At 63.2% G+C, this 25,407-nt stretch carries 28 protein-coding genes; 15 read left to right on the forward strand and 13 right to left on the reverse strand.

Annotation, left to right across the window (positions count from 1 at the left end):
* Positions 1 to 2 precede the first annotated feature (2 nt).
* From JG739_RS07535 to JG739_RS07565, 7 genes are all read left to right on the forward strand, one after another.
* Positions 3 to 623, forward strand: a complete 621-nt coding sequence (locus JG739_RS07535; RefSeq protein WP_202365924.1) for a ribonuclease D — start codon at positions 3 to 5, stop codon at positions 621 to 623.
* Between the two features lie 52 nt (positions 624 to 675).
* Positions 676 to 924 (forward strand): hypothetical protein, encoded by a 249-nt coding sequence (locus JG739_RS07540; protein ID WP_077381062.1) that lies wholly within the window; start codon positions 676 to 678, stop codon positions 922 to 924.
* 105 nt (positions 925 to 1,029) lie between these two features.
* Positions 1,030 to 1,284: a GlsB/YeaQ/YmgE family stress response membrane protein gene (locus JG739_RS07545; RefSeq protein ID WP_202365925.1), complete on the forward strand. Its 255-nt coding sequence runs from the start codon at positions 1,030 to 1,032 to the stop codon at positions 1,282 to 1,284.
* Positions 1,285 to 1,312: 28 nt separating this feature from the next.
* Positions 1,313 to 1,459, forward strand: a complete 147-nt coding sequence (locus JG739_RS07550) for a hypothetical protein (protein ID WP_202365926.1) — start codon at positions 1,313 to 1,315, stop codon at positions 1,457 to 1,459.
* 208 nt (positions 1,460 to 1,667) lie between these two features.
* Positions 1,668 to 2,057: a hypothetical protein gene (locus JG739_RS07555; RefSeq protein ID WP_202365927.1), complete on the forward strand. Its 390-nt coding sequence runs from the start codon at positions 1,668 to 1,670 to the stop codon at positions 2,055 to 2,057.
* A 453-nt stretch (positions 2,058 to 2,510) separates the two neighbouring features.
* Complete coding sequence (locus tag JG739_RS07560) at positions 2,511 to 4,772, forward strand: transglycosylase domain-containing protein (RefSeq protein WP_202365928.1); 2,262 nt, start codon at positions 2,511 to 2,513, stop codon at positions 4,770 to 4,772.
* Positions 4,773 to 4,828: 56 nt separating this feature from the next.
* Entirely contained in the window at positions 4,829 to 5,581 is a 753-nt protein-coding gene (locus JG739_RS07565) for an SDR family NAD(P)-dependent oxidoreductase (protein ID WP_065010150.1), read from the forward strand.
* Positions 5,582 to 5,754: 173 nt separating this feature from the next.
* Here the strand turns inward: JG739_RS07565 and JG739_RS07570 are convergent, their stop codons facing one another.
* The gene (locus JG739_RS07570; protein ID WP_202365929.1) at positions 5,755 to 6,204 is read right to left on the reverse strand and encodes a baeRF12 domain-containing protein; all 450 of its coding nucleotides are present in this window, start codon (positions 6,202 to 6,204) and stop codon (positions 5,755 to 5,757) included.
* 435 nt (positions 6,205 to 6,639) lie between these two features.
* Here JG739_RS07570 and cysG point away from each other — a divergent pair, with 435 nt between their 5' ends.
* The 6 genes from cysG to JG739_RS07600 all read left to right on the forward strand — a co-directional run bounded on the left by cysG (position 6,640) and on the right by JG739_RS07600 (position 12,311).
* Positions 6,640 to 8,091: a siroheme synthase CysG gene (gene cysG, locus JG739_RS07575; RefSeq protein WP_202365930.1), complete on the forward strand. Its 1,452-nt coding sequence runs from the start codon at positions 6,640 to 6,642 to the stop codon at positions 8,089 to 8,091.
* Positions 8,088 to 8,393 carry a DUF2849 domain-containing protein gene (locus JG739_RS07580; RefSeq protein ID WP_202365931.1) on the forward strand — a complete coding sequence of 102 codons (306 nt, stop codon included), beginning with the start codon at positions 8,088 to 8,090 and terminating at the stop codon, positions 8,391 to 8,393. Before cysG ends, JG739_RS07580 begins: the two co-directional genes overlap by 4 nt.
* Positions 8,394 to 8,440: 47 nt before the next feature.
* Positions 8,441 to 10,111, forward strand: coding sequence for a nitrite/sulfite reductase (locus tag JG739_RS07585; protein WP_202365932.1), 1,671 nt, complete (start codon positions 8,441 to 8,443; stop codon positions 10,109 to 10,111).
* Positions 10,086 to 10,850, forward strand: a complete 765-nt coding sequence (locus tag JG739_RS07590; protein ID WP_202365933.1) for a phosphoadenylyl-sulfate reductase — start codon at positions 10,086 to 10,088, stop codon at positions 10,848 to 10,850. Before JG739_RS07585 ends, JG739_RS07590 begins: the two co-directional genes overlap by 26 nt.
* A gap of 172 nt (positions 10,851 to 11,022) precedes the next feature.
* A complete protein-coding gene (locus JG739_RS07595; RefSeq protein ID WP_202365934.1) occupies positions 11,023 to 11,556 on the forward strand; it encodes a DUF934 domain-containing protein in 534 nt (177 codons plus the stop codon).
* 134 nt (positions 11,557 to 11,690) lie between these two features.
* The gene (locus tag JG739_RS07600) at positions 11,691 to 12,311 is read left to right on the forward strand and encodes a DJ-1/PfpI family protein (RefSeq protein ID WP_202365935.1); all 621 of its coding nucleotides are present in this window, start codon (positions 11,691 to 11,693) and stop codon (positions 12,309 to 12,311) included.
* A gap of 44 nt (positions 12,312 to 12,355) precedes the next feature.
* On the opposite strand, the gene JG739_RS07605 is transcribed toward JG739_RS07600, so the two are convergent.
* On the reverse strand, positions 12,356 to 13,378 hold the full coding sequence (locus JG739_RS07605) for a fatty acid desaturase (RefSeq protein ID WP_077381075.1): 1,023 nt from the start codon (positions 13,376 to 13,378) through the stop codon (positions 12,356 to 12,358).
* Positions 13,379 to 13,477: 99 nt separating this feature from the next.
* Between JG739_RS07605 and JG739_RS36175 the strand changes: the two genes are divergently transcribed.
* Together JG739_RS36175 and grpE are read left to right on the forward strand one after the other, a co-directional pair.
* A complete protein-coding gene (locus JG739_RS36175) occupies positions 13,478 to 13,873 on the forward strand; it encodes a hypothetical protein (RefSeq protein ID WP_202365936.1) in 396 nt (131 codons plus the stop codon).
* Positions 13,874 to 14,010: 137 nt separating this feature from the next.
* Complete coding sequence (gene grpE / locus JG739_RS07615) at positions 14,011 to 14,643, forward strand: nucleotide exchange factor GrpE (protein ID WP_202365937.1); 633 nt, start codon at positions 14,011 to 14,013, stop codon at positions 14,641 to 14,643.
* A 135-nt stretch (positions 14,644 to 14,778) separates the two neighbouring features.
* Here grpE and JG739_RS07620 read toward each other — a convergent pair whose 3' ends face one another.
* The 11 genes from JG739_RS07620 to sppA all read right to left on the reverse strand — a co-directional run bounded on the left by JG739_RS07620 (position 14,779) and on the right by sppA (position 25,279).
* Entirely contained in the window at positions 14,779 to 15,666 is an 888-nt protein-coding gene (locus JG739_RS07620; protein ID WP_202365938.1) for a GNAT family N-acetyltransferase, read from the reverse strand.
* A 165-nt stretch (positions 15,667 to 15,831) separates the two neighbouring features.
* Positions 15,832 to 18,120, reverse strand: coding sequence for an ATP-binding protein (locus tag JG739_RS07625; RefSeq protein ID WP_202365939.1), 2,289 nt, complete (start codon positions 18,118 to 18,120; stop codon positions 15,832 to 15,834).
* Between the two features lie 110 nt (positions 18,121 to 18,230).
* Positions 18,231 to 19,220 carry an acrylyl-CoA reductase (NADPH) gene (gene acuI / locus JG739_RS07630; RefSeq protein WP_202365940.1) on the reverse strand — a complete coding sequence of 330 codons (990 nt, stop codon included), beginning with the start codon at positions 19,218 to 19,220 and terminating at the stop codon, positions 18,231 to 18,233.
* Positions 19,221 to 19,296: 76 nt separating this feature from the next.
* The gene (gene lspA, locus JG739_RS07635; RefSeq protein WP_202365941.1) at positions 19,297 to 19,797 is read right to left on the reverse strand and encodes a signal peptidase II; all 501 of its coding nucleotides are present in this window, start codon (positions 19,795 to 19,797) and stop codon (positions 19,297 to 19,299) included.
* Between the two features lie 14 nt (positions 19,798 to 19,811).
* The gene (locus tag JG739_RS07640; RefSeq protein ID WP_202365942.1) at positions 19,812 to 20,660 is read right to left on the reverse strand and encodes a TrmH family RNA methyltransferase; all 849 of its coding nucleotides are present in this window, start codon (positions 20,658 to 20,660) and stop codon (positions 19,812 to 19,814) included.
* 1 nt (position 20,661) lies between these two features.
* Entirely contained in the window at positions 20,662 to 21,699 is a 1,038-nt protein-coding gene (locus JG739_RS07645) for a class I SAM-dependent rRNA methyltransferase (RefSeq protein ID WP_202365943.1), read from the reverse strand.
* A gap of 89 nt (positions 21,700 to 21,788) precedes the next feature.
* On the reverse strand, positions 21,789 to 22,274 hold the full coding sequence (locus JG739_RS07650) for a DUF1772 domain-containing protein (protein ID WP_202365944.1): 486 nt from the start codon (positions 22,272 to 22,274) through the stop codon (positions 21,789 to 21,791).
* Positions 22,275 to 22,442: 168 nt separating this feature from the next.
* Positions 22,443 to 23,423 carry an ornithine cyclodeaminase family protein gene (locus JG739_RS07655; RefSeq protein WP_202365945.1) on the reverse strand — a complete coding sequence of 327 codons (981 nt, stop codon included), beginning with the start codon at positions 23,421 to 23,423 and terminating at the stop codon, positions 22,443 to 22,445.
* Between the two features lie 136 nt (positions 23,424 to 23,559).
* On the reverse strand, positions 23,560 to 23,892 hold the full coding sequence (locus tag JG739_RS07660; protein WP_027153064.1) for a LapA family protein: 333 nt from the start codon (positions 23,890 to 23,892) through the stop codon (positions 23,560 to 23,562).
* Positions 23,893 to 23,972: 80 nt separating this feature from the next.
* Positions 23,973 to 24,257, reverse strand: a complete 285-nt coding sequence (locus JG739_RS07665) for an integration host factor subunit beta (RefSeq protein ID WP_023797441.1) — start codon at positions 24,255 to 24,257, stop codon at positions 23,973 to 23,975.
* A gap of 68 nt (positions 24,258 to 24,325) precedes the next feature.
* Entirely contained in the window at positions 24,326 to 25,279 is a 954-nt protein-coding gene (gene sppA, locus JG739_RS07670) for a signal peptide peptidase SppA (RefSeq protein WP_202365946.1), read from the reverse strand.
* Positions 25,280 to 25,407: the final 128 nt, after the last annotated feature.

Below are 25,407 nucleotides of genomic sequence, written 5' to 3' on the forward strand. Positions count from 1 at the left end.
CGATGAGCGATATCCGCTTCCACAAGAACGACCTGCCGGGGCTCCTGCACTACGACGTCGGGGCGGTCGCCATCGACACGGAGACGCTGGGGCTGAACCCGCATCGCGACCGGCTTTGCGTGGTGCAGATCTCGCCGGGCGACGGTTCCGCCGACGTCATCCAGATCGCGCCCGGGCAGAAGAAGGCGCCAAACCTCGTCAGCCTGCTCAGGAACCGCAGCATAACCAAGCTGTTCCATTTCGGCCGCTTCGATCTCGCAGTGCTCTACCATGCCTTCGGCGTCATGCCGGAGCCGGTGTTCTGCACCAAGATCGCCTCGCGGCTGACCCGAACCTACACCGACCGGCACGGGCTGAAGGACATCTGCTTTGAGCTTCTCGGCGTCAGCCTGTCAAAAGCGCAGCAATCGTCGGACTGGGCGGCGGAGACGCTGTCGCCCGAACAAATCGAATACGCAGCCTCCGACGTGCTCTATCTGCACCAGTTGCGCGATGTGCTGACGATGCGGCTGGCGCGCGACAACCGAACCAAGGAGGCCGAGGCCTGCTTCCGCTTCCTGCCGACGCGTGCGAAACTCGACCTGATGGGCTGGGATGAGGCAGACATCTTCGCCCACAGCTAAGTGGAACCAGGTGTTCGCCTCGACGTTCTTGTCGGAACATGGAGGGGATGAAATGGCTGCCAGAAAACCAATCGAAACAGCGCCCAGGGATGGCTCCAAGGTCACCGTCTACTGGAAGGACAGCGACGGGGTGATGAACGAATCCATCGCGCAGTACAGGTCGCTCGACCGGCTGAAAGCGGCCGGCGGCGACTGGGACGAGAACGACACCGGCTGGTGGGCCTATACGGACGGTCATACGCAAAGAAAGATCGATCCGATCAGCTGGCGGCCCGCATCCGGCGATGACGACGGCGAATGACGCCGCTGGCGGCGCCGGCTTCTTTCCAATAGGTTGGACCTGTTGCAATCGGGGGTCGATTCGGAGCTTTCTGCTCCGCGACCATTCGCTCAGGAGGGATCTGCAATGGGGACTGAGAGCCTGCTTGTCTTCATCATCATCGGCGCCATCGCCGGCTGGCTCGCCGGCCTGATCGTCAAGGGGTTCGGCCTCGGCCTGGTCGGCAATATCGTCGTCGGCATCGTTGGCGCCTTGATCGCCGGCTGGCTCTTCCCAAGACTAGGCTTCGCCATAGGCGGTGGCATACTTGCCGCCATCATCCACGCCACGATCGGCGCGGTGATCCTGCTCGTGCTGATCAAGCTGGTGAAGCAGGCCTGATTCTTTCGAAGCACATCAAGGGCGCGCCATGAAACAGAACATGCTCTATCTCGTCATCGGCGCGCTCGTCGTCGTGGTCATCGCGCTCGGCGCCTATGTCTATCGCGAGCAAACCAGGTCGGAGGGCGTGGAACTGAAGATCGACGACAAGGGAATATCGATCCAGCGGAATTGAGCGGGTGTTGTGTTGGCGCGGCAAAGGTGCCGATGACCTACCCACATCAGGCCGAAAATTGACGCCAAGGCAGGGCCGCTCCATCCTTCGATGCGTCCGGAGACAGAAGCCAAGCTGGATATGCAATGAGAGTGACGTATCGGCGCATCCGCGGTATGATCTTGGTACAGGGAGTTTGGGCCAACCCACCTACTAATAGGAGGTTGCCATGAGGCACCAAACACTGGACCAACTGCATGCGGTGGCAAAGGTACACAGAGACCCAACACCTCCTGCAATGGACCGAACCCAGCGTCTCGAACGTTGGTCAATACTTCTTGAACGGCAGCCCAACCGACTGCTTACCGCACTTACCGGGACCGAATACCGTTTGTCACCCGAGCGCGACGTCATGCGTGGCGACGGCTCGCCAATATCGGTTGCCTTCGAGGATCCGATCCTGTGCGATGAGGGGCTGAAAGACGACACTTATGGCGAAGCAAAGCGTTTCTTCGAATTAAGCGACGATGAGCTCCACGAAATTGTCTGCTACTGCCATGTGGGCGAGACGATGCGATCATCCTGGGCAGCGCTTTCCGTTCGTGCTGCGATTGGCTAACGAATGATCCCCCAGTGCGCGTGACTTTGGTGACAAGGTCATTCGTAGATCCAATGGTTTAGAGCGCGATCGAACGCACTTTACCGATCGCGCTCTAATGACGAGCATAGATTGCGGCTACCTTGCTATGGGCGGTCCCGCGCCGAACGACTGCGGCTGGGCAGCTGATGCCGAAATGCGAGAACGCTCCGCCGTCTCGCCGGGGATTCCGTTGTTTGCCGACCGCCAGAAGCAAGGAACGCAGCGGTGACGTGCGTAACGCATTGAATTACCTTTGGACCACTTAACCCGCCCTTAAATCGCCGCATCTACTCTGCACCCCGAACGCCATGGAGCACCGTTCGTCCGTTCGGACGCACGCTCTAAGACTTTGAAGCTTCGCATCGGCTTTTCCGAAAAAACGATTCCGTTTTCGGGCCGATGCGACAGGCATCGGGACAGACAGCACAGCGCATGGCGAACCGCAGAGACAGCCGCATCGAACCGAGCTTCGAGGGACCGCCGCGGGCGAAATCCTCGGCCGGTTTTTCGGTGAGCGAGGAGGATCGCGTCGTGCCGAGCAACCGCAACACCTCTGCAAAGCGCCAATCGGCCAAGACGAAAGCGTCGCGTCGCGGGCGCGGCAAAAGCCGGCGCGGCCTGTTCGGCGTGCTCGGCCGGTTGGCCTACTGGTGCTTCGTGCTGGCCATCTGGGGCGGCATCGCCGCCGCCGGCATCGTCGTCTATTACGGCGCGAAAATGCCGGCGGCCACCACCTGGGCCATCCCCGACCGCGCGCCCAACATCAGGATCGTCTCGGTCGACGGAAAACTGCTCGCCAATCGCGGCATGAGCGGCGGCGAAGCCGTCGGCCTGCATGAAATGTCGACCTATATTCCCGAGGCCGTCATCGCCATCGAAGATCGCCGCTTCTATTCGCATTTGGGCATCGACCCGATCGGTCTGTCGAGAGCCATGGTGGCCAACGTTGTCGGCGGGCGTTTTTCGCAGGGCGGCTCGACGCTGACCCAGCAATTGGCGAAAAACCTGTTCCTGACGCCCGATCGCACGCTGGAACGCAAGGTGCAGGAAGTGCTTCTGGCGCTGTGGCTCGAGCACAAGCACAGCAAGGACCAGATCCTCGAAATGTATCTCAACCGGGTCTATTTCGGCTCCGGCGCCTATGGTGTCGAAGCGGCCTCGCGCCGCTATTTCGGCAAGAGCGCGCGCGACGTCACGCTGCCCGAAGCCGCACTCCTCGCCGGCCTGCTGAAAGCGCCGTCGCGACTGTCTCCGGCGCGTGACCCGAAGGCCGCCGAGCGGCGCTCGCAGCTCGTTCTCGCCGCCATGCGCGACGAAGGCAAGATCAGCGCCAAGGAACTGACCACGGCGATGAGCGCGCCGGCGTCGCGGGTAGCATCCTACTGGACGGGCTCGGAAAACTACGTCGCCGACGCCATCGTGGAAGAACTGCCCGAGCTGATCGGCGATGTGCGCGGCGACATCATCGTCGACACCACCGTCGACCTGACGCTGCAGAAGCTCGCCGAGCAATCGATCCGCCGGCTGATCGACGGCAGCGGCAAGAAGCTCAATGCCAGCCAGGGCGTTCTGGTGTCGATCGACAATTCCGGCGCCGTACGCGCCATGGTCGGCGGCTATGATTACTCGACCAGCCAGTTCGACCGCGCCTCGGAGGCGCGCCGCCAGCCTGGCTCGGCCTTCAAGCCCTTTGTTTACATGGCGGCGCTGGAAGCCGGCCGCACACCCGACAGCGTACGCAATGACGCGCCGATCAAAATAGGCAAATGGACGCCAACCAATTACGGCGGCAAGTATTTCGGCAAGGTGACGCTGGCGACGGCGCTGGCGAAGTCGCTGAACTCGGTGGCCGCCCAGCTGACCATGGAAGTCGGGCCTGACGCGGTCGTCGAGGCGGCGCATCGCATGGGTGTCGGGTCCGACCTCACGGCCAACACCTCGATCGCGCTCGGCACCTCTGAAGTGACGCCGCTGGAACTGACGTCGGCCTACGTCCCCTTCGCCAATGGCGGCTACCGGCCGGAGGTGCATTTCATCCGCCGCGTGACGACAGCCGGCGGCAAGGTGCTCTACGACAACAATGGCGGCGGCGCCCCGCGCGTCATCAAGCCCGAGATCGTCGGCATGATGAATTCGATGATGACCGGCACCGTCGAAATCGGCACTGCCAGGAAGGCGGCTTTTGCCTGGCCGGCCGCCGGCAAGACCGGCACCAGCCAGAATTCGCGCGACGCCTGGTTCATCGGCTATACCGCCAATCTCACCACCGGGGTCTGGTTCGGCAATGACGATGGCGGTCCGATGAAGAAAGTCACCGGCGGCGCGCTGCCGGCACAGGCCTGGCACGAGTTCATGGTCGCCGCGCACGAAGGCGTGCCGGTGCGGCCGCTGCCTGGAACATGGCGGTCGACGCCTGCCGATACGATCGTGCAGGACGAATTACCACCCAACACCGCGCAACCGGCGCCGGTGCCGTCCGCTTCGGTCGGCCAATCCGCGCCGGCTGCCTCCACCAGGACGCCGGCGCCGGCTCGCGCCGCGCGTCCCGCCGAAACGGTCGACGCCGGCGGCTTCGGCATGCCGGGCGGTGGCGGCAACACCGCATCGATCAGGCGTCCGGTGCCGCCTGGCGATGTCGGCGGCCCGGTCAAGAAGCGGCAGACCTCGATCCTCGACATCCTCACCGGCGGCTGACCCCTCGTCATCGCTGCCGTGTTCCGCTACATCTGCGGGTTAAAGAGAGATCGTGAATGGCCGAGACCGATACCAGAAAGACCATCGTGCTGACCGGCGCCAGCCGCGGCATCGGCCACGCCACGGTCAAGCGCTTTTCGCGCGAAGGCTGGCGCGTCATCACCTGCTCGCGCCAGGCCTTTGCCGACGACTGCCCGTGGCCGGCCGGTCCGGAGGACCATATCAAGGTCGATCTCGCCGACCAGGAGGATGTCGGCATCGCGATCTCGGAGATCCGCCATCGGCTGGAGGCGCATGGCGGCCAGCTCCATGCGCTGGTCAACAATGCCGGTATCTCGCCGAAGCTCAAGGACGGTAACAGCCGCATGAATTCGATCGACACGCCGATGCATGTCTGGCGCGACGTGTTCCAGGTCAATTTCTTCGCGCCGATCATGCTGGCGCGGGGATTGTTCAGGGAATTGGCGTCGGCCAAGGGCTCGATCGTCAACGTCACCTCGATCGCCGGCACCCGCGTGCATCCCTTCGCCGGCACCGCCTATGCGACGTCGAAGGCGGCGCTCGGCTCGCTGACGCGCGAAATGGCCCATGATTTCGGCCCGCACGGCATCCGCGTCAACGCCATCGCACCCGGCGAGATCGACACGGCGATCCTGTCACCGGGCACTGAAAAGATCGTCGAGACGATTCCGCTGCGGCGGCTGGGCACCACGGCGGAAGTCGCCGACATCATTTTCTTCCTGTGCTCACAGCAGGCGTCCTATGTGACGGGTTCGGAAATCCACATCAATGGCGGCCAGCACGTGTGAGCTTTTGATCGATCGTTGACGCTGCCCCTCATTCCCCTGCCGGGACTTTCTCCCCGTGAACGACGGGAGAAGGGCTTGACCGCAACGCTGCGACTCCTCTCCCCGTTCTTCATCCCGTTCTTCATGGGGAGAGGGAGAGGGTAAGGGTGAGGGGCGGCGCAGGCTTGGGCTGATCAGGCGCGCTCCAGCAGGTTTTCGATGTCGTCGATGGTGTGGTTGGTCAGCGTCTTGGGAATTTCCACTGTGATTTTCTCGGCAACTTCCTTGTGCAGTTTTCGACGCATGTCACCCAGTACCTGCGGCGGCGCGATCAGCACCATCTCCTTGAAGGCGCCGCGATGCGCGAGCTTGTACAGACGCTCGGCAACTTCGTCGGCGAAACGCTCCTTGCCGAGGCGATGCCAGTCAGTGTCCTCGACTGCGCTGCGGTGGACGGACGGGCCGTCGCTGTAGCGACCGGGGCGGTCCGAACCTTGCTCTCGCGTCGCCGGATTTTCCTGTTCCATCTCCTGCACAACCTGAAGGTCGGGATATTGGGTGCCACCGCGGTTCTCGAGGAACAGCGCCTTCTCGCCGTCGGCGACCACGACCCACAGTCCGCGTTTCAACTTGAGGTTGTTCACCGGAGCGCTCCTTTTTCTGTTTTTCATGGTGTTCTAGGCCCGTCTCTGGAGCCATTGCCGCAGCTCGACAGCCAGGCTCGGATTCGCAGGGCAAACGCGCGCCGAGGCAGGAATGTTCCGGTGACGACAAGACCGGCGAGCAAGCCAACCAACGGGGATAACGGTGTTCAGCGCATCTCGGCTTTAATCTACAAGATTGGTAGAATTTAGAAAAAAGTGTTTTGTAATATAGTTCGCTTGTCGCTAGAACGGCGGCAGATCAGGCTCGCAACAGCGGCTTGGATCCGCTCCACTCGTGGGTGTAGAATTTTTTTCTCCTGCCTCTGGTGCTTGCGGAAAAGCGATTGCATCGCACGAAGCGATGCGCGAGTGCGTTCCTTCTGCTTTTTCGCGCTCGCGCGTAAAACCGACAGCGTATTCAGGATTCCACTCGCCATGCCGCAGGCCCCTGCCAAGCTCAACGCCTTTCCCGTCTTCATGCGGGTCGAGGGCGAAGCCGTGGCCGTCGTCGGCGGCGGCGAGGAGGCTCTGGCCAAGGCGCGGCTGATCGGCCAGTCGAGCGCCGTCTTGCGTATCATAACCGATGCCCCGGACCACGAGTTGCTGGCCTTCATCGCCGCGAACGGCGCCGTCCACATCGCTGCCGCCTATGAGGCCGCGCATCTCGAAGGCGCGGTGATGGTGTTTGCTGCCAGCGGCAACGAGGCGCTCGACCGCCGCGTTGCCGAGGATGCGCGCCGGCTGGGCATTCCGGTCAATGCCGTCGATCGGCCGGAGCTATGCGATTTCTTCACCCCGGCGCTGGTCAACCGCGCGCCGGTCGCCATTGCCATCGGCACGGAAGGGGCCGGACCGGTGCTTGCCCAGATGCTGCGCAGCCGCATCGACCGCATGCTGTCGCCGTCGCTCGGGCCGCTTGCTTCGCTTGCTGCCTCGTTGCGCGGCACCGCTGAAAGATTGTTGCCGAAAGGCAATGCCCGCCGCCGCTTCTGGGGCGAGTTTTTCGGCGGGGCGCCGGCCCGCGCCATGGCGGCTGGCCAGGTTTCGCAGGCGCATGATGCCGCCGTCGACCTGTTGCTTTCGAACGCGCCGGCATCTGGTCATATCGCCCTGGTTGGCGCGGGTCCAGGCGCCGAAGACCTGCTGACGCTGCGCGCCCACCGCCTGCTGATGGAAGCCGATGTCATCGTCCATGATGCGCTGGTGCCGGAGGCGATCGTCGCCATGGGCCGTCGCGACGCCGAGCGTCTGCCGGTGGGCAAACGCAAGGGCTGCCACACCAAGAGCCAGGCCGAAATCAACGCGCTGCTGATCGAACTCGGCCGCGATGGCAAGCGCGTTGTGCGGCTGAAATCCGGTGATCCGCTGGTGTTCGGGCGGGCGGGCGAGGAAATGGCAGCGCTGCGCGATGCCGGCATCGCCTATGAGGTGGTTCCGGGCGTCACCGCGGCCTTCGCCGCCGCCGCCGATTTCGAGCTGCCGCTGACGCTGCGCGGCGTGTCGTCGTCGATGGTGTTCACCACCGGCCACGACCTCAAGGGAAATTCGCTGCCCGACTGGGCCAAGCTCGCCATTTCCGGCGCCACGGTCGCCGTCTATATGGGCCGCTCGGTCGCGGCCGAGGTTGCCGGCCGGCTGATCGAGGCGGGCCTGTCGCCGGATACGGCGGTCGCCGTGGTCGAGAATGCCAGCCTTGCCAACCGACGCCGTTTCCACGGCACGCTCGCCGACCTGCCATCGCTAGAGGGCCGCGCCGACCTTACCGGCCCGGTCATGACGGTCATCGGTGATGCGGTCGCCGGCGCCAACTTTGAACGTTCCGAGCCGCTCGCGGCACACAGGCATGAAGGCGCGGACCAAACAGCCGCCGAAGGAGCTGAACGATGAAAGTTCTGACCGCAAACCGCCTGACCGACGGCGAAGCCGTCTGGTACGCCAATGGCGGCTGGGCCGAGACCATCGACCATGCCGACGTCGCCCATGACAAGGCAGCTGAAGACCGGCTGGAGGCGATCGGCGCCACGGCCTCTGCCAACAATGAAGTGGTCGACGTCAATTTGATCGACGTGACCGTCGCCAATGGCGTGGTCGAGCCGGTCCGGCTGCGCGAAAAGATCCGCGCCGCCGGCCCGACCAACCGCAACGATCTGGGCAAGCAGGCCCGCCCACAAGCCGCCCGGGCGGCGTAAACGACCGCATTGAAGATAACGGGCGGACGCGCCCGGAAAGACCAGACATGTACCGTTACGATGAGTTCGATCACGATTTCGTCCAGGCCCGCGTCGCCGAGTTCAGCGATCAGGTCGCGCGGCGGCTTGCCGGCGAGATCACCGAGGATCAATTCCGGCCGCTGCGGCTGATGAACGGCGTCTACCTGCAGTTGCACGCCTACATGCTGCGCATCGCGGTGCCTTACGGCACGCTGAACAGCAAGCAGTTGCGCATGCTCGGCCACATCGCCCGCAAATACGACAAGGGCTACGGCCATTTCACGACGCGCCAGAACATCCAGTTCAACTGGCCGGCGCTGTCGGACATTCCGGCGATCCTGGCCGATCTGGCGAGCGTCGAGATGCACGCCATCCAGACCAGCGGCAATTGCATCCGCAACGTCACCGCCGATCACTTTGCCGGTGCCGCCGCCGACGAGGTGGCCGATCCGCGTCCCTATGCGGAAATCCTGCGTCAATGGTCGTCGGTGCATCCGGAATTTTCGTTCCTGCCGAGAAAATTCAAGATCGCGGTGACCGGCGCCGAGCGCGACCGCGCCGCCATCCAGACGCATGACATCGGCCTGCATTTGAAGAAGAACGCTGCCGGCGAACTCGGTTTCGCCGTCTATGTCGGTGGCGGCCAGGGCCGTACGCCGATGATCGCCAAGAAGATCCGCGATTTCCTGCCCGAGGCCGACCTTCTGTCCTATTGCACGGCGATCCTGCGCGTTTACAACCTCTACGGCCGTCGCGACAACAAATACAAGGCGCGCATCAAGATCCTTGTCCACGAGACCGGCGTCGAGGAGATCACCCGCCAGGTCGAGGCCGAATGGCAGGAGCTGAAGGATGCGGATCTAAAACTGCCGGAAGCCGACATCCGCGCCATCGATGCCTATTTCGCGCCGCCGGCGCTGGTCGAACGGCCGGAAGGCGACGAGGCGGTCAAGCTCGCCCGCCTCGATTCGAAGAGCTTTTCGCAATGGCTCGACCAGAACGTGGTGACCCACCGCCACCCCGATTATGCCGCCGTGACCATCTCGCTCAAGGGCATTGGCGAAGCGCCGGGCGACGCCTCCGACAGCCAGATGGAAGCGGTCGCCGACCTTGCCGAAAAATATGCCTTTGATGAGCTACGCGTCAGCCATGAGCAGAACCTGATCCTGCCGCATGTCGCGCGCGCCGACCTCAAGGCGGTCTATGACGCGCTGGTCGATATCGGACTGGCGACCGCCAATTCCAACCTGATATCAGACATCATCTCGTGCCCGGGCCTCGACTATTGCGCGCTGGCTACGGCGCGCTCGATTCCGGTGGCGCAGGAAATCTCGCTTCGTTTCGCTTCGCTAGAGCGGCAGCGCGAGATCGGCGAATTGAAGCTGAAGATTTCCGGCTGCATCAATGCCTGCGGCCATCACCATGTCGGCCATATCGGCATCCTCGGCGTCGAGAAGAAGGGCGCCGAACTCTATCAGGTGACGCTCGGCGGCTCGGCCGACGAGAACACCTCGGTCGGCGAGATCATCGGCCGCGGCTTCAGCTCGGCAGAGATCACCGACGCCATCGAGCAGATCGTCGAGACCTATCTCGGCCTCCGGCTCGACCGAAACGAAAAATTCATCGACGCCTACCGCCGTGTCGGTCCCGCGCCGTTCAAGGAGGCGCTCTATGCTGGCGAAGCCAAGGCCGCTTGATCGTATCGTCGACGCCGAGGCCGGCATCGCCGCCGAAGCGGCGGGGCTCGATGCGCTCTATGGTCATCTGAAGCCGCTGGAGATCATCGAGCGGTCGGCCCGGGAATTCTTTCACGGTGAAATCGCCGCGGTTTCGTCGTTCGGGGCGGATTCGGCAGTGCTGCTGCACATGATCGCCAAGATCGACCGGACGCTGCCGGTCATCTTCCTCGACACCGGCAAGCACTTCGAGGAGACGCTCGGCTATCGCGACGCGCTGGTTGCCGATTTCGGGCTGACCGACATAAGGGTGATCACCCCCGAAGAAGCGGCGCTCGAACGGATCGATCCGACCGGCAATCTGAACGAGACCGACACCGACGCCTGCTGCGGTGTTCGCAAGGTTGAGCCATTGGCGCGCGGCGTCGAGCCGTTCCGCGCCTGGTTCACCGGCCGCAAGCGTTTCCAGGCGACGACGCGGGCATCCCTGCCGGTGTTCGAGGCGGTCGGCTCGCGCATTCGCATCAACCCGCTGGCGCATTGGACGACCGCCGACCAGGCCAACTATATGCGCGCGCATGCGCTGCGTGAGAATCCGCTGGTCGCCTATGGCTATCTGTCGATAGGTTGCTTCCCATGCACGCAGCCGGTGCAACCGGGCGAGGACGCGCGCAGCGGCCGCTGGGCAGGGCACGCCAAGACCGAGTGCGGCATCCATTTGTCGGGGCTGGAGAAGTCGCTGACCGACGCATCGCTTTAGGGTATGTCGATATTCAGGTGAGGCCGGCCTGCGAATGGCGGCTTCCTGCGCTTCCGGTGCTCACGTACCCCAAGTACGCTCCGCTCCGGTTCTCGGAAGCCACCATTCTCGAATCTCAACACACATTAGAGCGTTTTGAACTTTAGAATTTTGTGGACTTGGGAATTTCTCGATGAGTGAATCGATAGCGGAAAACGCCCGCCTCTGGACCCCGAATGGCTTTCTCGAAGACGAGTGGGTTCATGCCGAGAGTGCCGACGCACTGTCCGGCAATGGCCGCTTCATCCTGCCGCTGCAGGCGTTTCTCGACCTCGATCCGGCGGTGCGCCGGTCGGCGAAGGAGCGCCTCGGCGTGCTGCTTCAGCCCGGCGACCAGCTCGAAAAGATCGCGGACCTGCTCGACCAGATATCGCTGGTGGCGCTGGCCTTCCCGGCTTTCAGTGACGGCCGCTCCTTCTCCAAGGGCGAACTGCTGCGCAGCCGCTACCGTTTCGAGGGCGCGGTCCGCGCCACCGGACAGGTTCTGGTCGACCAGCTTCCGCATATGCTGCGCCTCGGCTTCGACGAGTTCGAAGTATCAAATCCAGTGTTGCTGAAACGGCTCGAGGAAGGCCGCACCGGCGGTCTGCCGCTCTCCTACCAGCCGACTGTGAAGCCGGAGGCCAAAGGCCCCAAATATTCGTGGCGGCGGGTGCGCACCGGCTGATCTTCCCGACGGAGCAGGTCACATCTGGTCGGACCACATTGCAGATTCAGTCTTCTATGTTCGGCGTCCGCGCCTTAGGATAGGCTTGTTATTTCGCGATCCGAAATAAATATCGCCACCAAGGAGGAACCGGAATGGCTGGTAAGAAGATATTGATGCTCGTTGGCGAGTTCAGCGAGGAATACGAGATTTTCGTCTTTGAACAGGCCATGCATGCGGTCGGCCACACGGTCCATGTCGTGTGTCCCGACAAGAAGTCAGGCGATATCCTGAAGACGTCGCTGCACGACTTCGAGGGCCACCAGACCTATACGGAAAAGCTCGGCCACGATTATATCCTCAACAAGACGTTTTCCGAGGTGAATCCAGCTGAATACGATGCCGTCTACGCGGCAGGCGGGCGCGGGCCGGAATATATCCGTATCGACAAGCGCGTGCAGGCGCTGGTGCGGCATTTCCACGAGACCGGCAAGCCGATCTTCACCATCTGCCACGGCGCCCAGATCCTGATGGCGGTCGACGGCGTGCTGCGTGGCAGGGAGGTCGCGGCGCTGCAGTATTGCGAGCCGGAAGTCACGCTCGCCGGCGGAACCTACATCGATGTCGCGCCGACCGGCGCCCATGTCGACGGCAATCTGGTGTCGGCCAAGGGCTGGCCGGGGCTGGCCGCCTTCATGCGCGAATGCCTGAAAGTGCTCGGCACCGAGATTCGTCACGGCGAGATCCTGATGCGCGACGAACGCCAGGCGGCTTGAGCCAGTTTTCGAAAACCGCCGCACCTGCGGTGCGGCGGTGCGCTTTACGCAGTCATCCGCGCTTCGCGAAACGACACCAGCTTGCTGCGACTCTCATCCCACAGCGCCAGCTTGACGCAGCGCAGGCTGTCGAGAAGCGTGACGCGACCAATTTCGCGCAGCTCCGGATAGTCCCTCAGCACCTCCTGCAGACGATAGCACGGCACCTTGGCGGAGAGGTGGTGCACGTGATGGACGCCGATATTGCCGGTGAACCAGTTCAGTACCGGCGGCAGGTCGTAATAGGACGAGCCGTGCAGGGCTGCATGCTGGAACTCCCATTCGGAGTCCTTTGCCCACTCTGTCTCTTCGAACTGGTGCTGGACATAGAACAGCCAGATGCCGGCAGAACCAGCGAGAACGACGATCGGCAAATGGACGACCAGGAACGCTTCGAGACCGACGAACCACACGAGTGCGGCGGCGGCGACCGCGATGGCCGCGTTGGTGGCCATTGAGGACACCCAGGGGGTGAGGCCGCCTCGCATCATGCCGACCGGCAGTCTCTGCTCAAAGATGAAAAGCCAAATGGGACCGAGGCCGAACATGACGAGCGGATGGCGATAGAGACGATAGGCAAGGCGGCCCCGCCAGGACATTTGCCGATATTCCGCGACAGTCAGCGTCTTGATGTCGCCGGTGCCGCGCTCATCGAGATTGCCGGCGCTGGCGTGATGGGTTGCGTGGGCACGTCGCCAGCAATCGTAAGGCGTCAACGTCAGGATGCCCAGGCCGCGGCCGATCCAGTCGTCGGCGGTGCGGTTGGCGAAGAAGGAACCGTGGCCGCAATCGTGCTGGATCATGAAGATCCGCACCAGAAAGCCGGCGGCCGGAAGGATGAGGATCAGACCCCACCAATGACCATAGGCATAGGCAGCCGAGGACAGGGCCCACAGCGTGGCAAAGGGGATGAGCGTGATGGCAAGTTCGACGGCGCTGCGCCGCCTGTCAGGTTTCTTGTAGCGCGCCAGGATTTTCAACCAGGCACGTTTGCTGTTCGCTACAGCTTCGGGGGAAATCATGTTCATCAGGAAGCATAGACGGACCATTTCGTCGCCGCAAGGCAGGCATCACGCCAGGTTACTGCGGGTAATTGTCGCGCGACGCGCAGCGCGTGAGGTGTAGCAATGTGGAAGGGCATGCTTGGCACCCGGGCCGGCACGCAATGTCAGGCGAAGGTATTTCGACTACCGCTGGCGGCGACTGGCGGCTACGCTGCTTTCGATGCCGTCCATGCGGTCGAGCAATTCCTTGAAACGGTCGGGAATGTCGTTCTCAGTCCGGAAAGCCGGCAACGCACGCAGAAAGCGTATCGTCGCCTCGGTGCCGAACTGGCGCCTCAGGCCGGCCGCGAGCCGCTCACGTTTTTCGTCATCGTTGCGCGCGCCATTATTGCCACGGTCGCCATTGTTGCGGGTCGCCATCTCAAAATCCTGTATCGGTTTCGAAACTCTCGCGCAGACGAATGGTTCCCCCATCGCAGCATCTTGGCAAGCAAAGCCGGCGGTTACAGTAAAATTTGAATTAATATCGAAAGGTCTTCATGATGCGTCGTCGAAGCGCGAACGGCCGCTCCAGTATCGCTTGCCCCTTGATTTTTGGCCGCCAAACCTCGATATCGGGCACAAATCCACACCATTCGAGATGACGGGAAATGGCGATGAGCGACCAGGCAAAAGACGAACGCGCGCCCGATGAAGCCGAGACGACCGGGACTGCCACCGAACGCACGGAAGGCAGCGCCGACGGCGACTATGAAGCGCTTGTGCGGCTGCTGAAGGAAAACGACGAGTTGAAGGACCGCGCGCTCCGCGTCGCAGCAGAGATGGAGAATTTGCGCCGTCGTACTGCCCGTGACGTGCACGATGCACGCGCCTATGCGGTTGCCAATTTCGCCCGTGACATGCTGTCGGTATCGGACAATCTGCGCCGTGCGCTGGATGCGATCCCGGCTGAGTCCAAGGCGTCGGGTGATGCCGGTTTGAAGTCACTGATCGAGGGCGTCGAACTCACCGAGCGCGCCATGCTATCGGCGCTCGAGCGGCACGGAGTGAAGAAGCTCGAGCCGGAAGGCGAGAAGTTCGACCCGAATTTCCATCAGGCGATGTTCGAGGTTCCCAATCCGGAGGTGCCGGCCAACACGGTGGTCCAAGTCGTGCAGCCCGGCTATTCGATCGGCGAGCGGGTGCTGCGGCCGGCCATGGTCGGCGTTGCCAAGGGCGGTCCCAAGCATGTGGCTGGTGAAGCGGTCGAGCCAGGGCCGGTGAATGAGCAAGCTGAGAAGGATGCGTAAGTTAGGGGAGTAGGGGAATAGGGCAGTACGGGAGTAGGGAATAACGCTACATACGATAATGTAGAGCAATTGCCTACTCCGGCCGTTGCTTCTTTCCCCCTACTCCCCCACTGCATTATTCCCCTACTGCCCTACTCAAGCGGCGAAGCGCTGGGCTTCCCCGCCATAATAATTGACGTAGCGGGCGCCGATCTCCTTGACCGGCATCACCACGAACACGTCGACGGTCGAGAATTCGCGGTCGATGACGCAGCCGTCGCCGATGCGCGCGCCGACGCGCAGATAGCCCTTGACCAGCGGCGGCATCGCCGCGATCGCGGCCTTGGCGTTGACCGCCTCGATCGGCATCAAATCCATGGAGCAGTAGCGCCCGGCGACCGCGCGCACGTCCCAGGCCGAGTTCGTCCGGCAGTGATGGGCGAGATAGGTCAGCGCTTCGGCGTGCGCCGCCGGCACGGTGCCGGGGAACGAGGCGCAACCGGTCATCACGCCGATCCCATAATGGTTGATATAGGTCCAAATACCTTGCCAGAGCGCCTCGATGGTGCGCTTCGAGCGGTATTGCGGCAAGACGCAGGAGCGGCCGAGCTCAAGGAAACGCTGGCCGGGGTGGCGGGCGATAAGATTGGTCAGCTCAAACTCGCCCTCGGAATAGAAGCCGCCGGCCGCTGCCGCGATTTCCTGCCGCAACAGGCGGTAGGTGCCGACAATGCGGCGATGCTCGGGACCGGACAGCGAAGTATCGAAGACGAGCAGATGATCACAGATCGGATCAAAATGGTCGGCGTCGCGGCGGTCCTGCACCTGAAACAGGGTTTTCCTGGCGCCGAGCTCGTCATAGAACACCCGGTAGCGCACTTCCTGCGCGGCGGCGATCTCGGCCTCGTTGCGCGCGAGCCGCACTTCGAGATTGCCGATACGGCCTAGCGCTTCGCCTTTTGTGACGGCATCGACATTGCGCCCGGTGAGCAAAGCACCGCTGGCGTTCGGCCGAGTGTCACATTCCGGCATAACTGTATGCACGAGTGATTCTCCTTCGAGCCATCCCTCTTGGCACGGGGATACGGTGTAGGTGCAACAGGATTGTGACAGTACCGTGATGGGACCCTGCCGGCAATACTTCGTCGGCTGGGTAATCCTTCAACCGGCTGTGTTCTGCAGGGATGCCGGGCAAGGACAGCCGGCGGATCACGCGGCCACGTGGCCCTCGATCGCATGGACAAGCGCGTCAGGGTCGAGCGGCTTGATGACGAAACCGCTGGCGCCATGGGCGAGCACGGCGTGGCGGGTCGTTTCCTGACTGTCGGCCGACAGCACCATGATCGGAACCGGCGGCACGGCGGTTTCCTCCTCGTGCCGGCGGATGGCGGCGATCGCGTCCAGCCCGTCCATGACAGGCATATGCAGATCCATCAGCACCACGTCGAAGCGGTATTTGTGGTCGGTGCCGGTGATGGCCTCGACGGCGGCCTTGCCGTTGCCGACCAGTTTCACGCGATGCCCGGCCTTCAGCAGCGTAGCACGGGCAAGCATGGCGTTGATGTCGTTATCCTCGGCGATCAGCACGGACAGACCCCGCCGCCGGCTGCCAGTGGCGCGGGCCGATGGTGCGCCGCGATTTTCCGGCTGCGGCTGGGTGAGGGCAGGCACGCTGCTGGTCAAAAGCACGCGCAGCAACGTTTCGCCACGCACCGGCCTCGCCAGAAAGGTGGCGTAGCCGCTGGCGCGGAAGTCGCCCAGCATGCCGCGGTCGGTCGGGGCGATCAGTGTGATCGCCTCGCAATCGGCAAAGCCGCTCTGGCGAAGGCGCTTGAGCAACCTGCCGTCGCCTTCCTCCATGGCTGCATCGACCAAAAGCACATCGCAGCCTTCAGCGAAGGACGTCGCCTGGGCGGCGGTCGCGGCGAGATCGACCTTGCCGCCATTGGCGCGGATGGTGCGGGCGATGGCGTCGGCCTCGATGGTGTTCTTCGACAGGATCACGGCGCGCCGCCATGACAGCGCATCCTGACGGCTCTGCGGCGGCTCGGTGGCCGATATTGCAGGGATTTCGAAGACGAATTCCGAACCCTGGCCGAACTGGCTCGACACCGAAATCGTGCCGCCCATGGCGATCACCAGACGCCTGGAGATGGCAAGACCGAGCCCGGCGCCGCCATGCGCGCGGGTCGACGTGCCGTCAGCCTGTTCGAATTCCTCAAAGATGCGCTCCAAGTCGTCCTCGTGCAGGCCGGGACCGGTGTCGGTGACGGTGAAGCATATGCGGTCGGTGGTTTCGGTGCGGGCACGAGCGATGCTCACCAACACGCCGCCGCTGTCGGTGAACTTGATGGCGTTGCCGATGAGGTTGAGCAGCACCTGCCTGACTCTTCCAGGATCGGCTGATATCATCTGCGGCACGTCGGGTTCGACATGGCAGCCAAGGCCGATATTCTTGGCGAAGGCGCGCGCCGCCAGGAGTTCTACGATGTTGTCGGCGATCTCGCGCACCGACATTGGCTGTGGTTCGGGATCGAAGCGGCCGGCCTCGATCTTGGAATAGTCGAGCAGGTCCTCGATCAGCGCCAGCAGCGCGCTGGCCGAGGTCGAGATGGCGCCGACATAGGTTCGTTGTTGCGGCGAGAGCCCGGTGTCCGCCAGCAGCTTGGCCATGCCCATGATGCCATTCATCGGCGTGCGAATCTCGTGGCTGACGGTGGCGAGGAAGCGCGATTTGGCCTGGCTTGCGTATTCGGCTCGCTCGCGGGCGGTGATCAGCGACGTTTCGGCGTGCTTGCGTGCTGTAATGTCGCGGGCGATGGCCCGATGCGAGACAGCACCGCTCTCCTTGTCGCGCACGGACAGTTCGATCCATGAGAACCAGCGCGGGCCGCTCGCTGTGCTAATGGCGACGTCAGTGGAGCTCAGGCATTCATGGTCGGAAAAAGCGGCATCGGGAACGATGCCGACGTCGATGCCGAATTCGGCCAGGGCCCTGCCGGCAAGGTCGCGCTGGTCGGCTCCGACAAGCTCGGCGAAAACCTTGTTGGCATAGACGATGTGGCCGTCACGGTCGCGATGGACGACGAGATCGCCAAGCGCGTCGATCAGCCCGCGAAAGCGTTCCTCGCTCTCCTGCATCTCCCAAACGCGGTCGGCCAGGCTCTCAACCTCGGCGCGGCTGCGCGCTGCGGTCTCGCCAAGGAGCGCAACCGTGCGGCGCTGCGTGCGCCTGGCACGCAGATGCACGACGAGGCCTGCCATGCCAGTCGCCAAAAGGCCGACGGTGATGAAGATCGGCGCGCCGGTCAGATGCGACAGGCCTGCCAGCACGACGATGGCGACGAGCATCAGGAACGGCAGGCCTTCGCGATTGGCGGCGGGCAGTTCAGGCGCCAGTGGCGGTGCCGCGATATGCTGCCGGCTTGGCGCCTCCGGGCCGACCCCGTCGACGCTTTCGGCGCTCTGCGTTTCTCTGATGGCGGATTCCGTGACCATGCGGAAACCCTTGCCAGACAGAGATTATGGAAAATTGCGGCGGATCGTTCGAATTTTAGCGGTCGCGTGGTTTTTGCCTCTCCGCTCCTAAAAATCGGAGAAGGAAGAGCTCACATGTCCACCACCACACGACCGCGGATCTTGCCCTCGACGATGTCGTGTGCGGCGTCGATGATGCCATCGAAGCCAATGGTCGTGGACAGGCTGGCGAGCTTCCGGAGGTCGAGGTCCGTGCCGATGCGGCGCCACGCCTCCATGCGGACGGTTTTTGGCGCCATCACCGAATCGATGCCGAGCAGACAGACGCCGCGCAGGATGAACGGGGCGACGCTCGCCGGCAGATCCATGCCTCCTGCCAGGCCGCAGGCGGCGACGGCGCCGCCATAGGAGGTCATCGAAAGGACGTTGGCCAGCGTGTGACTGCCGACCGCATCGACGCCGCCGGCCCAGCGTTCCTTGGCGAGCGGCTTTGCCGGCTGGGCAAGCTCTTCGCGCGAAATCACTTCCGAAGCGCCCAGGTCGGTCAGGTATGGACTTTCAGCGCTGCGGCCGGTCGAGGCGATGACGTGATAACCGAGGCTGGACAGAATCGAAACCGCGACCGAGCCGACGCCGCCGGCCGAGCCCGTCACCACGACCGGGCCGCGATCCGGCACGATGCCGTGCCGTTCCAGCGCGATGACGCAAAGCATGGCGGTGTATCCTGCCGTGCCGATCGCCATCGCATCATGCGGGCTCATGCCCTGGGGCAGTGGCACCAGCCAATCGCCCTTGACACGGGCGCGCTCGGCATAGGCGCCAAAATGCGTCTCGCCGACGCCCCAGCCGTTCAATATGACCTTGTCCCCCGGGCGCCAGTCGGCATTGGAAGACGAGATGACGGTGCCGGCGAAATCAATGCCCGGCACCAGCGGCCAGCGGCGGATCACCGGCGCCTTGCCGGATATGGCGAGGCCATCCTTGTAGTTCACCGTCGTCGCCTCGACGGCGACGGTGACATCGCCTTCCATCAGGTCGGCTTCTGTAAGGTCGGTGATCGCGACCGACTGCTTTTTCTCGGCGTCGCGCGAAACGAGGATGGCTTTGAAGGTTTCGGGCATGTCTCTCCTCGGGCTTCTTGAATGGGACACTGTATGGCGGCAGAAGGCCAGGTCAATCGCCAGGTCGGTCGCCAGTTTAATCGCTTGAGGGCTTGGCCTCGCGCCGCCAACCAATGAGTTCGTCGAGGACGACCACCACCGCACCGACCGCGATGAAGGCGTCGGCGAGGTTGAAGATGGCGAACGACCATATTGGGGTGTGAAACAGGATGTAGTCGATCACGTGACCATAGGTAACGCGGTCGAACAGATTGCCGAGCGCGCCGCCGACGATCAGCGCAAAGCCGATGCGGGTAAGCACGTGGCTGGGCGGAGTGCGGGCCGCGAGATAGAGCACGAAAGCGACTACGAAAGCGGCGATGACCACCAGGCCGGTGTCGCCGAAGGACGAAAACATCGAGAAGGCAATGCCGGTGTTGTAGGTGCGATACAATGCCAGGAACGGGACAAGATCGACCTTTTCCTGAAAAGGGAGGCCGGTCTCGACCAGATGTTTCACCCACTGGTCGAGCGTTACCGCGGCGGCGACCAGCACGACGTAGGGCAACCATGATTTTGCCGTGGGGGATTTCAGCATTCGGGATGTCACGGTCAGGCCTCCGGGGCAAGTTTCAGCGCGCCGCGCCGGATCTCGAACAGCATGATGCCGGTGGCCACCGCGAGATTGAGCGAATCGGCCCGACCGGACTGTGGAATCCGCAGCAATCTGTCGCAGCTTTCGGCCAGGCTTTCGGGCAGGCCCTGCTGTTCGTTGCCCATCATCAGCAGCACCGGGCCTTTGGAAAAGTCCACCGAACGGTAATCTACCGCACCCTTCAGATGTGTGCCGACAACGAGGCCAGGAAAGCTTTTTCGCCACGCAAGGAAGGCTTCCGGCGTCGCCTTGGCGACCGGCACGGCGAAGATCGAGCCCATCGTGGCGCGCACGGTCTCGACGGAAAAAGGATCGGTGGTCTCGCCAACCAGGATGATGCCCTTGGCGCCAACGGCATCGACTGTGCGGATGACGGTACCGAGATTGCCAGGGTCGCGCACGCGGTCGAGCGCCACCCAGACATCGCCGTCTTGAGCGCGGATGTCCTTCAGCGGCAGGAACTTTTGCGAAAAGACGCCGACCACCATTTGCGGGTTGTCGCGGCGGGTGATGGCGACGAGCACTTTTTCCGAAACTTCGAGCACGGTGCCGCCGGCGGCAACCGTGCGTGCCGCGACCTTTTCGACCGCCGCGTTGCCGCGTCCGGCTTTGGCGAAGACCAGCGTCCGGATCGACCAGCCGAGGTCGAGCGCGTCGATGACCAGCTTCAGCCCCTCGGCCATGAAGGCGTTCTGCTGGTCGCGGTATTTCTTCAGCGAGAGCGCCTTGATGTCCTTGATCAACGGATTGGCAAGGCTGGTGACTTCCTTCACCTGCCCTGGCGCGCCGGCGTGCCGCTCGCTCACTTCAGGCCACCCAGCGCGAGAACAGCGAGGTGGACAGCGCCCGGCCAGCAGATTTCTCGCGGATAATCAGTTCGCCGGATTCGACCGTACCGCCCATGCCGGCAAAAGTGTCGCGCATCAAGGCATGGATGGCGAAGAAGGAAGCGCGGATCGAATAGGCGGTCAGCACGACAGCGAGCGGCTTCGGCGTCAGGATCGAACGGCAGAGGTCGGTCAGATCAGGCAGATCCTCGAACAATTGCCAGACCTCGCCCCTGGGGCCACGGCCATAGGCGGGCGGATCGAACATGACGATGTCGTAGCGGCTGCCACGGCGCTCCTCGCGCTCGGCGAATTTAAGGGCGTCGTCAACGATCCAACGGATCGGCTTTTGCGACAGGCCCGCCATCTCCTGGTTCTCCCTGGCCCAGCCGATCGCTTTCTTGGACGCATCGACATGGGTGACCTCGGCGCCGGCGCGCGCCGCCACCAGCGAGGCGAGGCCGGTATAGCCGAACAGATTCAGCACTTTGACCGGCCGCTTCGCCACCGCGATCAGCCCGGCCATGTGATCCCAGTGCGACGCCTGCTCGGGGAACACGCCGACATGGCGAAACGAGGTGAAACGGCCGAGATAATCGATGCCGTCATGCTTCATCGGCCAGGTTTCGCCGAGCGGCGTCCTGGGGAAGCGCCAGCGGCCGATGCCTTCCTCGTCGGTGTCGCCGGTGAAAATGGCGTCGGCGCGGTCCCAGTCTTTGGCCGGCAACGCTTTTTGCCAGATCGCCTGGCCTTCGGGCCGAACGATACGATAGGGGCCGTACTGCTCGAGCTTCTGTCCGGCGCCGCTGTCGAGCAGCGCGTAGTCGGCGTTGGGCGCCACTTCGAGGATCAGTGGCAGGTGCTCGGCGGGCAGGGCGCCGTCGCGGCGCGAAAGGACGCGCGGCGCGGCTTTCGGCTCGGTGCGGTTGCCCGATGCAGCGGTTCCGCGCGGTTCCGCCCCGCCCTTTGCGTACTGATGCGAGCGGCTGTCACGGCGTTTGTCGCGAAAAGGTTTCAAGAAGGGCATCTCCGGGGCGGCGTGGCCCGCTTCTGCCACAGCACATTCACCGGCGCAACAAACGCGGTTGCTGGACATTTCCGAAACGGTCAGCCGCGCTCGATGAAGAGCAGGGCGGCAATCAGCGATACGAAACCGACGGCCTTGAAGCCGGCGACGATCATATGGCCGGTTTCCCAGCGCAGTCGGATCGCTTCGAAATTCTCCGGAATCGGCCCAGGCACCCAGGTGGCCAGAATATCGTTCGCCGGCTTGACGAGAGCAAACCACATCGCAAGAGACACCGCATAGAGCACGGCAGCGGCCAACGCGTACCAGAACGCCGGTCGGTCATTGCGCAGCAACCATGCGAGCAGCACCGGACAGCCGATCGCGGCCACGTCCAGTGGCGCGCCGATGACGGCAAACAGCTGGAACTGGGCATTGAAGACAGTGGCCTCGCGCCAGAGCGAAGGCGACCATTTCGTCAGCCGAGGAGCCGATTCCAGGATATGGGCGAAAGATGGTCCAAGGCTGAGCGCCGCGACAACGGCCGCCAGGATGGACCAGAACAACAGGAACCCACGTATTTCCATAACGCCCGAACAACGGGGTGACGCCGGAGACGTTCCCCGGCGGAAGGGAGTAGGGGAGTAGGGCAGTAAGGCAGTAAGGCAGTAAGGCAGTAGGGCAGTAAGGCAATAAGTGAATAGGAAAGTATCACTTGCACGAAGTCGCTCGATTGGTACGGCTCCCCTACTCCCCTACTCCCCTACTCCCCTACTCCCCATCGCCTTGTACACCGCAATGCCGGCGGCGAGGTCTTCCAAGGCTGCGCCGACCGATTTGAACAGCGTGATCTCACCGGGGCTCTGCCGGCCCTGTTTCCGGCCGCGTGCCAATTCATGCAGGTCGGCGACGATGGCTTGCGCCTTCAGCACGCCCGAGGCCAGCGGCTGCACGATGTCGCCCGCCTCCTTGGTGGCGCCTGCCCTTGTATCGACGTAGACGCGGGCACGCGCAATCGCATCGTCGTCGCTTTCGCGCATGGCCGGCGTGAAGCCGCCGACAAGATCGACATGGGTCCCCGGTTTCAACAGCGCGCCCTTGATCAGCGGCGTCGTCGTGATCGTCGCCGACGAAACGATGTCGGCCTGGCCGAGTTCGGCGTCGAGATCGCTCACGGCAGTGGCCGCAAAGCCCTCGGCGCGCAATTCCGCCGCAACCTTTTCGGCATGGGCCGGCGTGCGGTTCCAGATGCGGATGGCGGTGATCGGCCGCACCGCTGAATGCGCCCTGGCGAGGAACGGCGACAGCGCGCCGGCGCCGACGACCAGCAGCCGCGAAGCATCCTCGCGGGCCAGATAGGAGGCGGCGAGCGCCGAGGCGCAGGCCGTGCGCCACTGCGTCAGCCGTTGGCCGTCGATCATGGCTTCAGGCTCGCCGGTCGCACCGTCGAGCAGGAGGTAAAGCCCCATCACCGCGGGTTTGCCCACGGCGTTGTTGTCGGGCGACACGGTGACGATCTTGACGCCGATATGGCCGCCTGCCGACGAGCCGGCGGCATTGAAGTCGGTCCAGGCCGGCATCAGGAGCAGGGTCGAGTCCGCGCCGTCGGGCCGTTCGACCGTATGGTGGTGCCTGACCGGCTGTACCGCGCCATCGCGAAAAGCCGCGCGCAGCGTTTCGACCAGGCCGGGAAAGGTCAGCGCCTGATCGACCTCGGCCGCCGAAATGCTCAGCATGGGAAAAACTCCGTCGAGAGAAATACGCCTGACGCATGACCGCGAAATCAGAAACGATTTTCCGCAAAGACCATGCGTTGTCAAAAAGATAGAGCGTCCTTTGCGCGTCCAAAAAGGGCGCGCGGCGGTTTCCGGCTCAGCCCGTCGGCTTCGGTAAGGAGGGGCCTTGTTGCGCGGCCGGTGCCCGGCTGACCGCCTGGCGCAAGTTCTCGGCCTCGACGCCGCGCTGGCGCGCCAGCTTGCGATAGCGGCCCTGCTTGATCCAGGTCGCCAGGCTGCCGACGATCATGCCGATGGCGAGGGCCAGGAACAGGAAGATGAAAAGCGGCAGCGTCATCGTCAGCGCCGGATTGCCTGGGTTGAATGGGTCCAGGGTGAAGGCAACCGGATCGCGGTTGGCGACCGCCAGCGCAATCAGAATGACGGCCAGCGGCACGAAGACCACGATGAGCATGAATCGATTGAACATAGAATTTCCTGTCGAAGGCGGGCTCTAGCGAAGGTCGGCCCACCTGAAAGGCCGGCATGGCGGATGAGCCCGCGCGGCGCTTATTTGCCGCTGTTCAGCCTTTCACGCAATTCCTTGCCGGTCTTGAAGAACGGCACCCATTTCTCCTCGACCTCGACGGATTCCCCGGTACGTGGATTGCGGCCGGTGCGGGCGGGGCGGTTTTTCACCGAGAAAGCGCCGAAACCGCGCAGCTCGACCCGGTTGCCTTCGGCAAGCGCGTCGGTGATCTCGTCGAAAATCGCGCCGACAATGTTTTCGACGTCACGCAGGAAAAGGTGCGGATTGCGTGTGGCGATGATCTGCACAAGTTCGGATTTGATCATGAGAAGGCTCCCCGTGAAAACACTGCGGTCAAATTATGAGGATGATTTTATTTGCTTTTTCACTCGTCTCAAGGGTGCCAGACGGAAACCAGACCGTCAAGAAACAAGCGATCGGCACCAAGTTCGTGAATGATGTCGCCGCCATAGTCGGGCAGGCCGAGCGCACTGCCGATGGTTCGCGCCATCGCTTTCGAGAACAGGAAGCCGCCGCTTTCCGCGTCCTTCCACTCCACCACCTTGAGCTTGGCGTCAACGCCCTTGGTTGCGAGCCAGTCGATCGCTTCGGTCTCGCCGCCGACCGCGTCGACCAATTTGTTGGCAACGGCCTGCCGGCCGGTGAAGATCGATCCGTCGGCCAGCGCCAGCGCCTCCGGTTTGGTCATCTTGCGGCGTTCGGCGACGATGCCGACGAACCAGTCGTAACTGTCGAGGATGAGCTTGCGGACCATGGTGCGCTCGTCGTCATTGGTCGGCTTGAAAGGCGATGGCGAAGCTTTCAACGGCGAGGATTTCACTTCCTCGAGCTTGACGCCGAGTTTGTCCATGAGGCCGCTGACGTCCGGATACTGGATCAGCACGCCTATCGAGCCGACGATCGACGATTTGCGCGCGACGATATGATCGGTCGCGGTGGCGATCATATAGCCTGCCGATGCGGCCAGCGTGCCGACCTGGGCCACCACCGGCTTCTCGGCGGCCAGCTTGCGCACTGCCTCGTAGATCGATTCGCCGCCGACGGTGGTGCCGCCCGGTGAATCGATCGACAGGATCACAGCTTTCACCCTCGAGGATCGACGGATGGCATCCAGTTGCTTGATCAGATCTTCGTCTTCGGTGATGGTGCCCTCGATCTTGACCTTGGCGATATGATCGACCGCCGCGCCAGTGAAGTCGTCGCCGTAGATCCAGGTCGAAAAGGCAATCAGCCCGGCGGCTGCGACAACAAGCGCTGCAACGCGCCAGAATGTCAGCTTGCGGCGCAAGCGGCGGCGGTCGATCAGGTCGTCGGCTCTCAGTACCATGGTCAGCCTCATAGTCGGTGGGAGCAGATGCTTTTAAAGCAACCGCCCGCGCCCGGCTACCGATTCCTGACGAGCTTGCGCCAAAGACAAGGTCTCCACGGTGGCGAGCCGGCGTTTTGAGAGAACAT

Origin of the sequence: Mesorhizobium sp. L-2-11 (assembly GCF_016756595.1) — a bacterium.
Lineage (GTDB): Bacteria > Pseudomonadota > Alphaproteobacteria > Rhizobiales > Rhizobiaceae > Mesorhizobium.

Excerpts from the sequence above, each read along its gene's own strand:
- JG739_RS36175 (WP_202365936.1), top strand. The coding sequence starts at position 13,478 with ATGTGGAAGGGCATGCTTGGCACCCGGGCCGGCACGCAATGTCAGGCG.
- JG739_RS07585 (WP_202365932.1), top strand. The coding sequence starts at position 8,441 with ATGTACCGTTACGATGAGTTCGATCACGATTTCGTCCAGGCCCGCGTC.
- JG739_RS07555 (WP_202365927.1), top strand. The coding sequence starts at position 1,668 with ATGAGGCACCAAACACTGGACCAACTGCATGCGGTGGCAAAGGTACAC.
- grpE (WP_202365937.1), top strand. The coding sequence starts at position 14,011 with ATGAGCGACCAGGCAAAAGACGAACGCGCGCCCGATGAAGCCGAGACG.
- JG739_RS07605 (WP_077381075.1), bottom strand. The coding sequence starts at position 13,378 with ATGAACATGATTTCCCCCGAAGCTGTAGCGAACAGCAAACGTGCCTGG.
- JG739_RS07565 (WP_065010150.1), top strand. The coding sequence starts at position 4,829 with ATGGCCGAGACCGATACCAGAAAGACCATCGTGCTGACCGGCGCCAGC.
- JG739_RS07590 (WP_202365933.1), top strand. The coding sequence starts at position 10,086 with ATGCTGGCGAAGCCAAGGCCGCTTGATCGTATCGTCGACGCCGAGGCC.
- acuI (WP_202365940.1), bottom strand. The coding sequence starts at position 19,220 with ATGCCCGAAACCTTCAAAGCCATCCTCGTTTCGCGCGACGCCGAGAAA.
- JG739_RS07650 (WP_202365944.1), bottom strand. The coding sequence starts at position 22,274 with ATGGAAATACGTGGGTTCCTGTTGTTCTGGTCCATCCTGGCGGCCGTT.
- JG739_RS07535 (WP_202365924.1), top strand. The coding sequence starts at position 3 with ATGAGCGATATCCGCTTCCACAAGAACGACCTGCCGGGGCTCCTGCAC.
- JG739_RS07550 (WP_202365926.1), top strand. The coding sequence starts at position 1,313 with ATGAAACAGAACATGCTCTATCTCGTCATCGGCGCGCTCGTCGTCGTG.
- JG739_RS07625 (WP_202365939.1), bottom strand. The coding sequence starts at position 18,120 with ATGGTCACGGAATCCGCCATCAGAGAAACGCAGAGCGCCGAAAGCGTC.
- JG739_RS07600 (WP_202365935.1), top strand. The coding sequence starts at position 11,691 with ATGGCTGGTAAGAAGATATTGATGCTCGTTGGCGAGTTCAGCGAGGAA.
- JG739_RS07545 (WP_202365925.1), top strand. The coding sequence starts at position 1,030 with ATGGGGACTGAGAGCCTGCTTGTCTTCATCATCATCGGCGCCATCGCC.
- JG739_RS07540 (WP_077381062.1), top strand. The coding sequence starts at position 676 with ATGGCTGCCAGAAAACCAATCGAAACAGCGCCCAGGGATGGCTCCAAG.
- JG739_RS07560 (WP_202365928.1), top strand. The coding sequence starts at position 2,511 with ATGGCGAACCGCAGAGACAGCCGCATCGAACCGAGCTTCGAGGGACCG.
- JG739_RS07580 (WP_202365931.1), top strand. The coding sequence starts at position 8,088 with ATGAAAGTTCTGACCGCAAACCGCCTGACCGACGGCGAAGCCGTCTGG.
- cysG (WP_202365930.1), top strand. The coding sequence starts at position 6,640 with ATGCCGCAGGCCCCTGCCAAGCTCAACGCCTTTCCCGTCTTCATGCGG.
- JG739_RS07595 (WP_202365934.1), top strand. The coding sequence starts at position 11,023 with ATGAGTGAATCGATAGCGGAAAACGCCCGCCTCTGGACCCCGAATGGC.
- JG739_RS07660 (WP_027153064.1), bottom strand. The coding sequence starts at position 23,892 with ATGTTCAATCGATTCATGCTCATCGTGGTCTTCGTGCCGCTGGCCGTC.
- JG739_RS07665 (WP_023797441.1), bottom strand. The coding sequence starts at position 24,257 with ATGATCAAATCCGAACTTGTGCAGATCATCGCCACACGCAATCCGCAC.
- JG739_RS07655 (WP_202365945.1), bottom strand. The coding sequence starts at position 23,423 with ATGCTGAGCATTTCGGCGGCCGAGGTCGATCAGGCGCTGACCTTTCCC.
- lspA (WP_202365941.1), bottom strand. The coding sequence starts at position 19,797 with ATGCTGAAATCCCCCACGGCAAAATCATGGTTGCCCTACGTCGTGCTG.
- sppA (WP_202365946.1), bottom strand. The coding sequence starts at position 25,279 with ATGGTACTGAGAGCCGACGACCTGATCGACCGCCGCCGCTTGCGCCGC.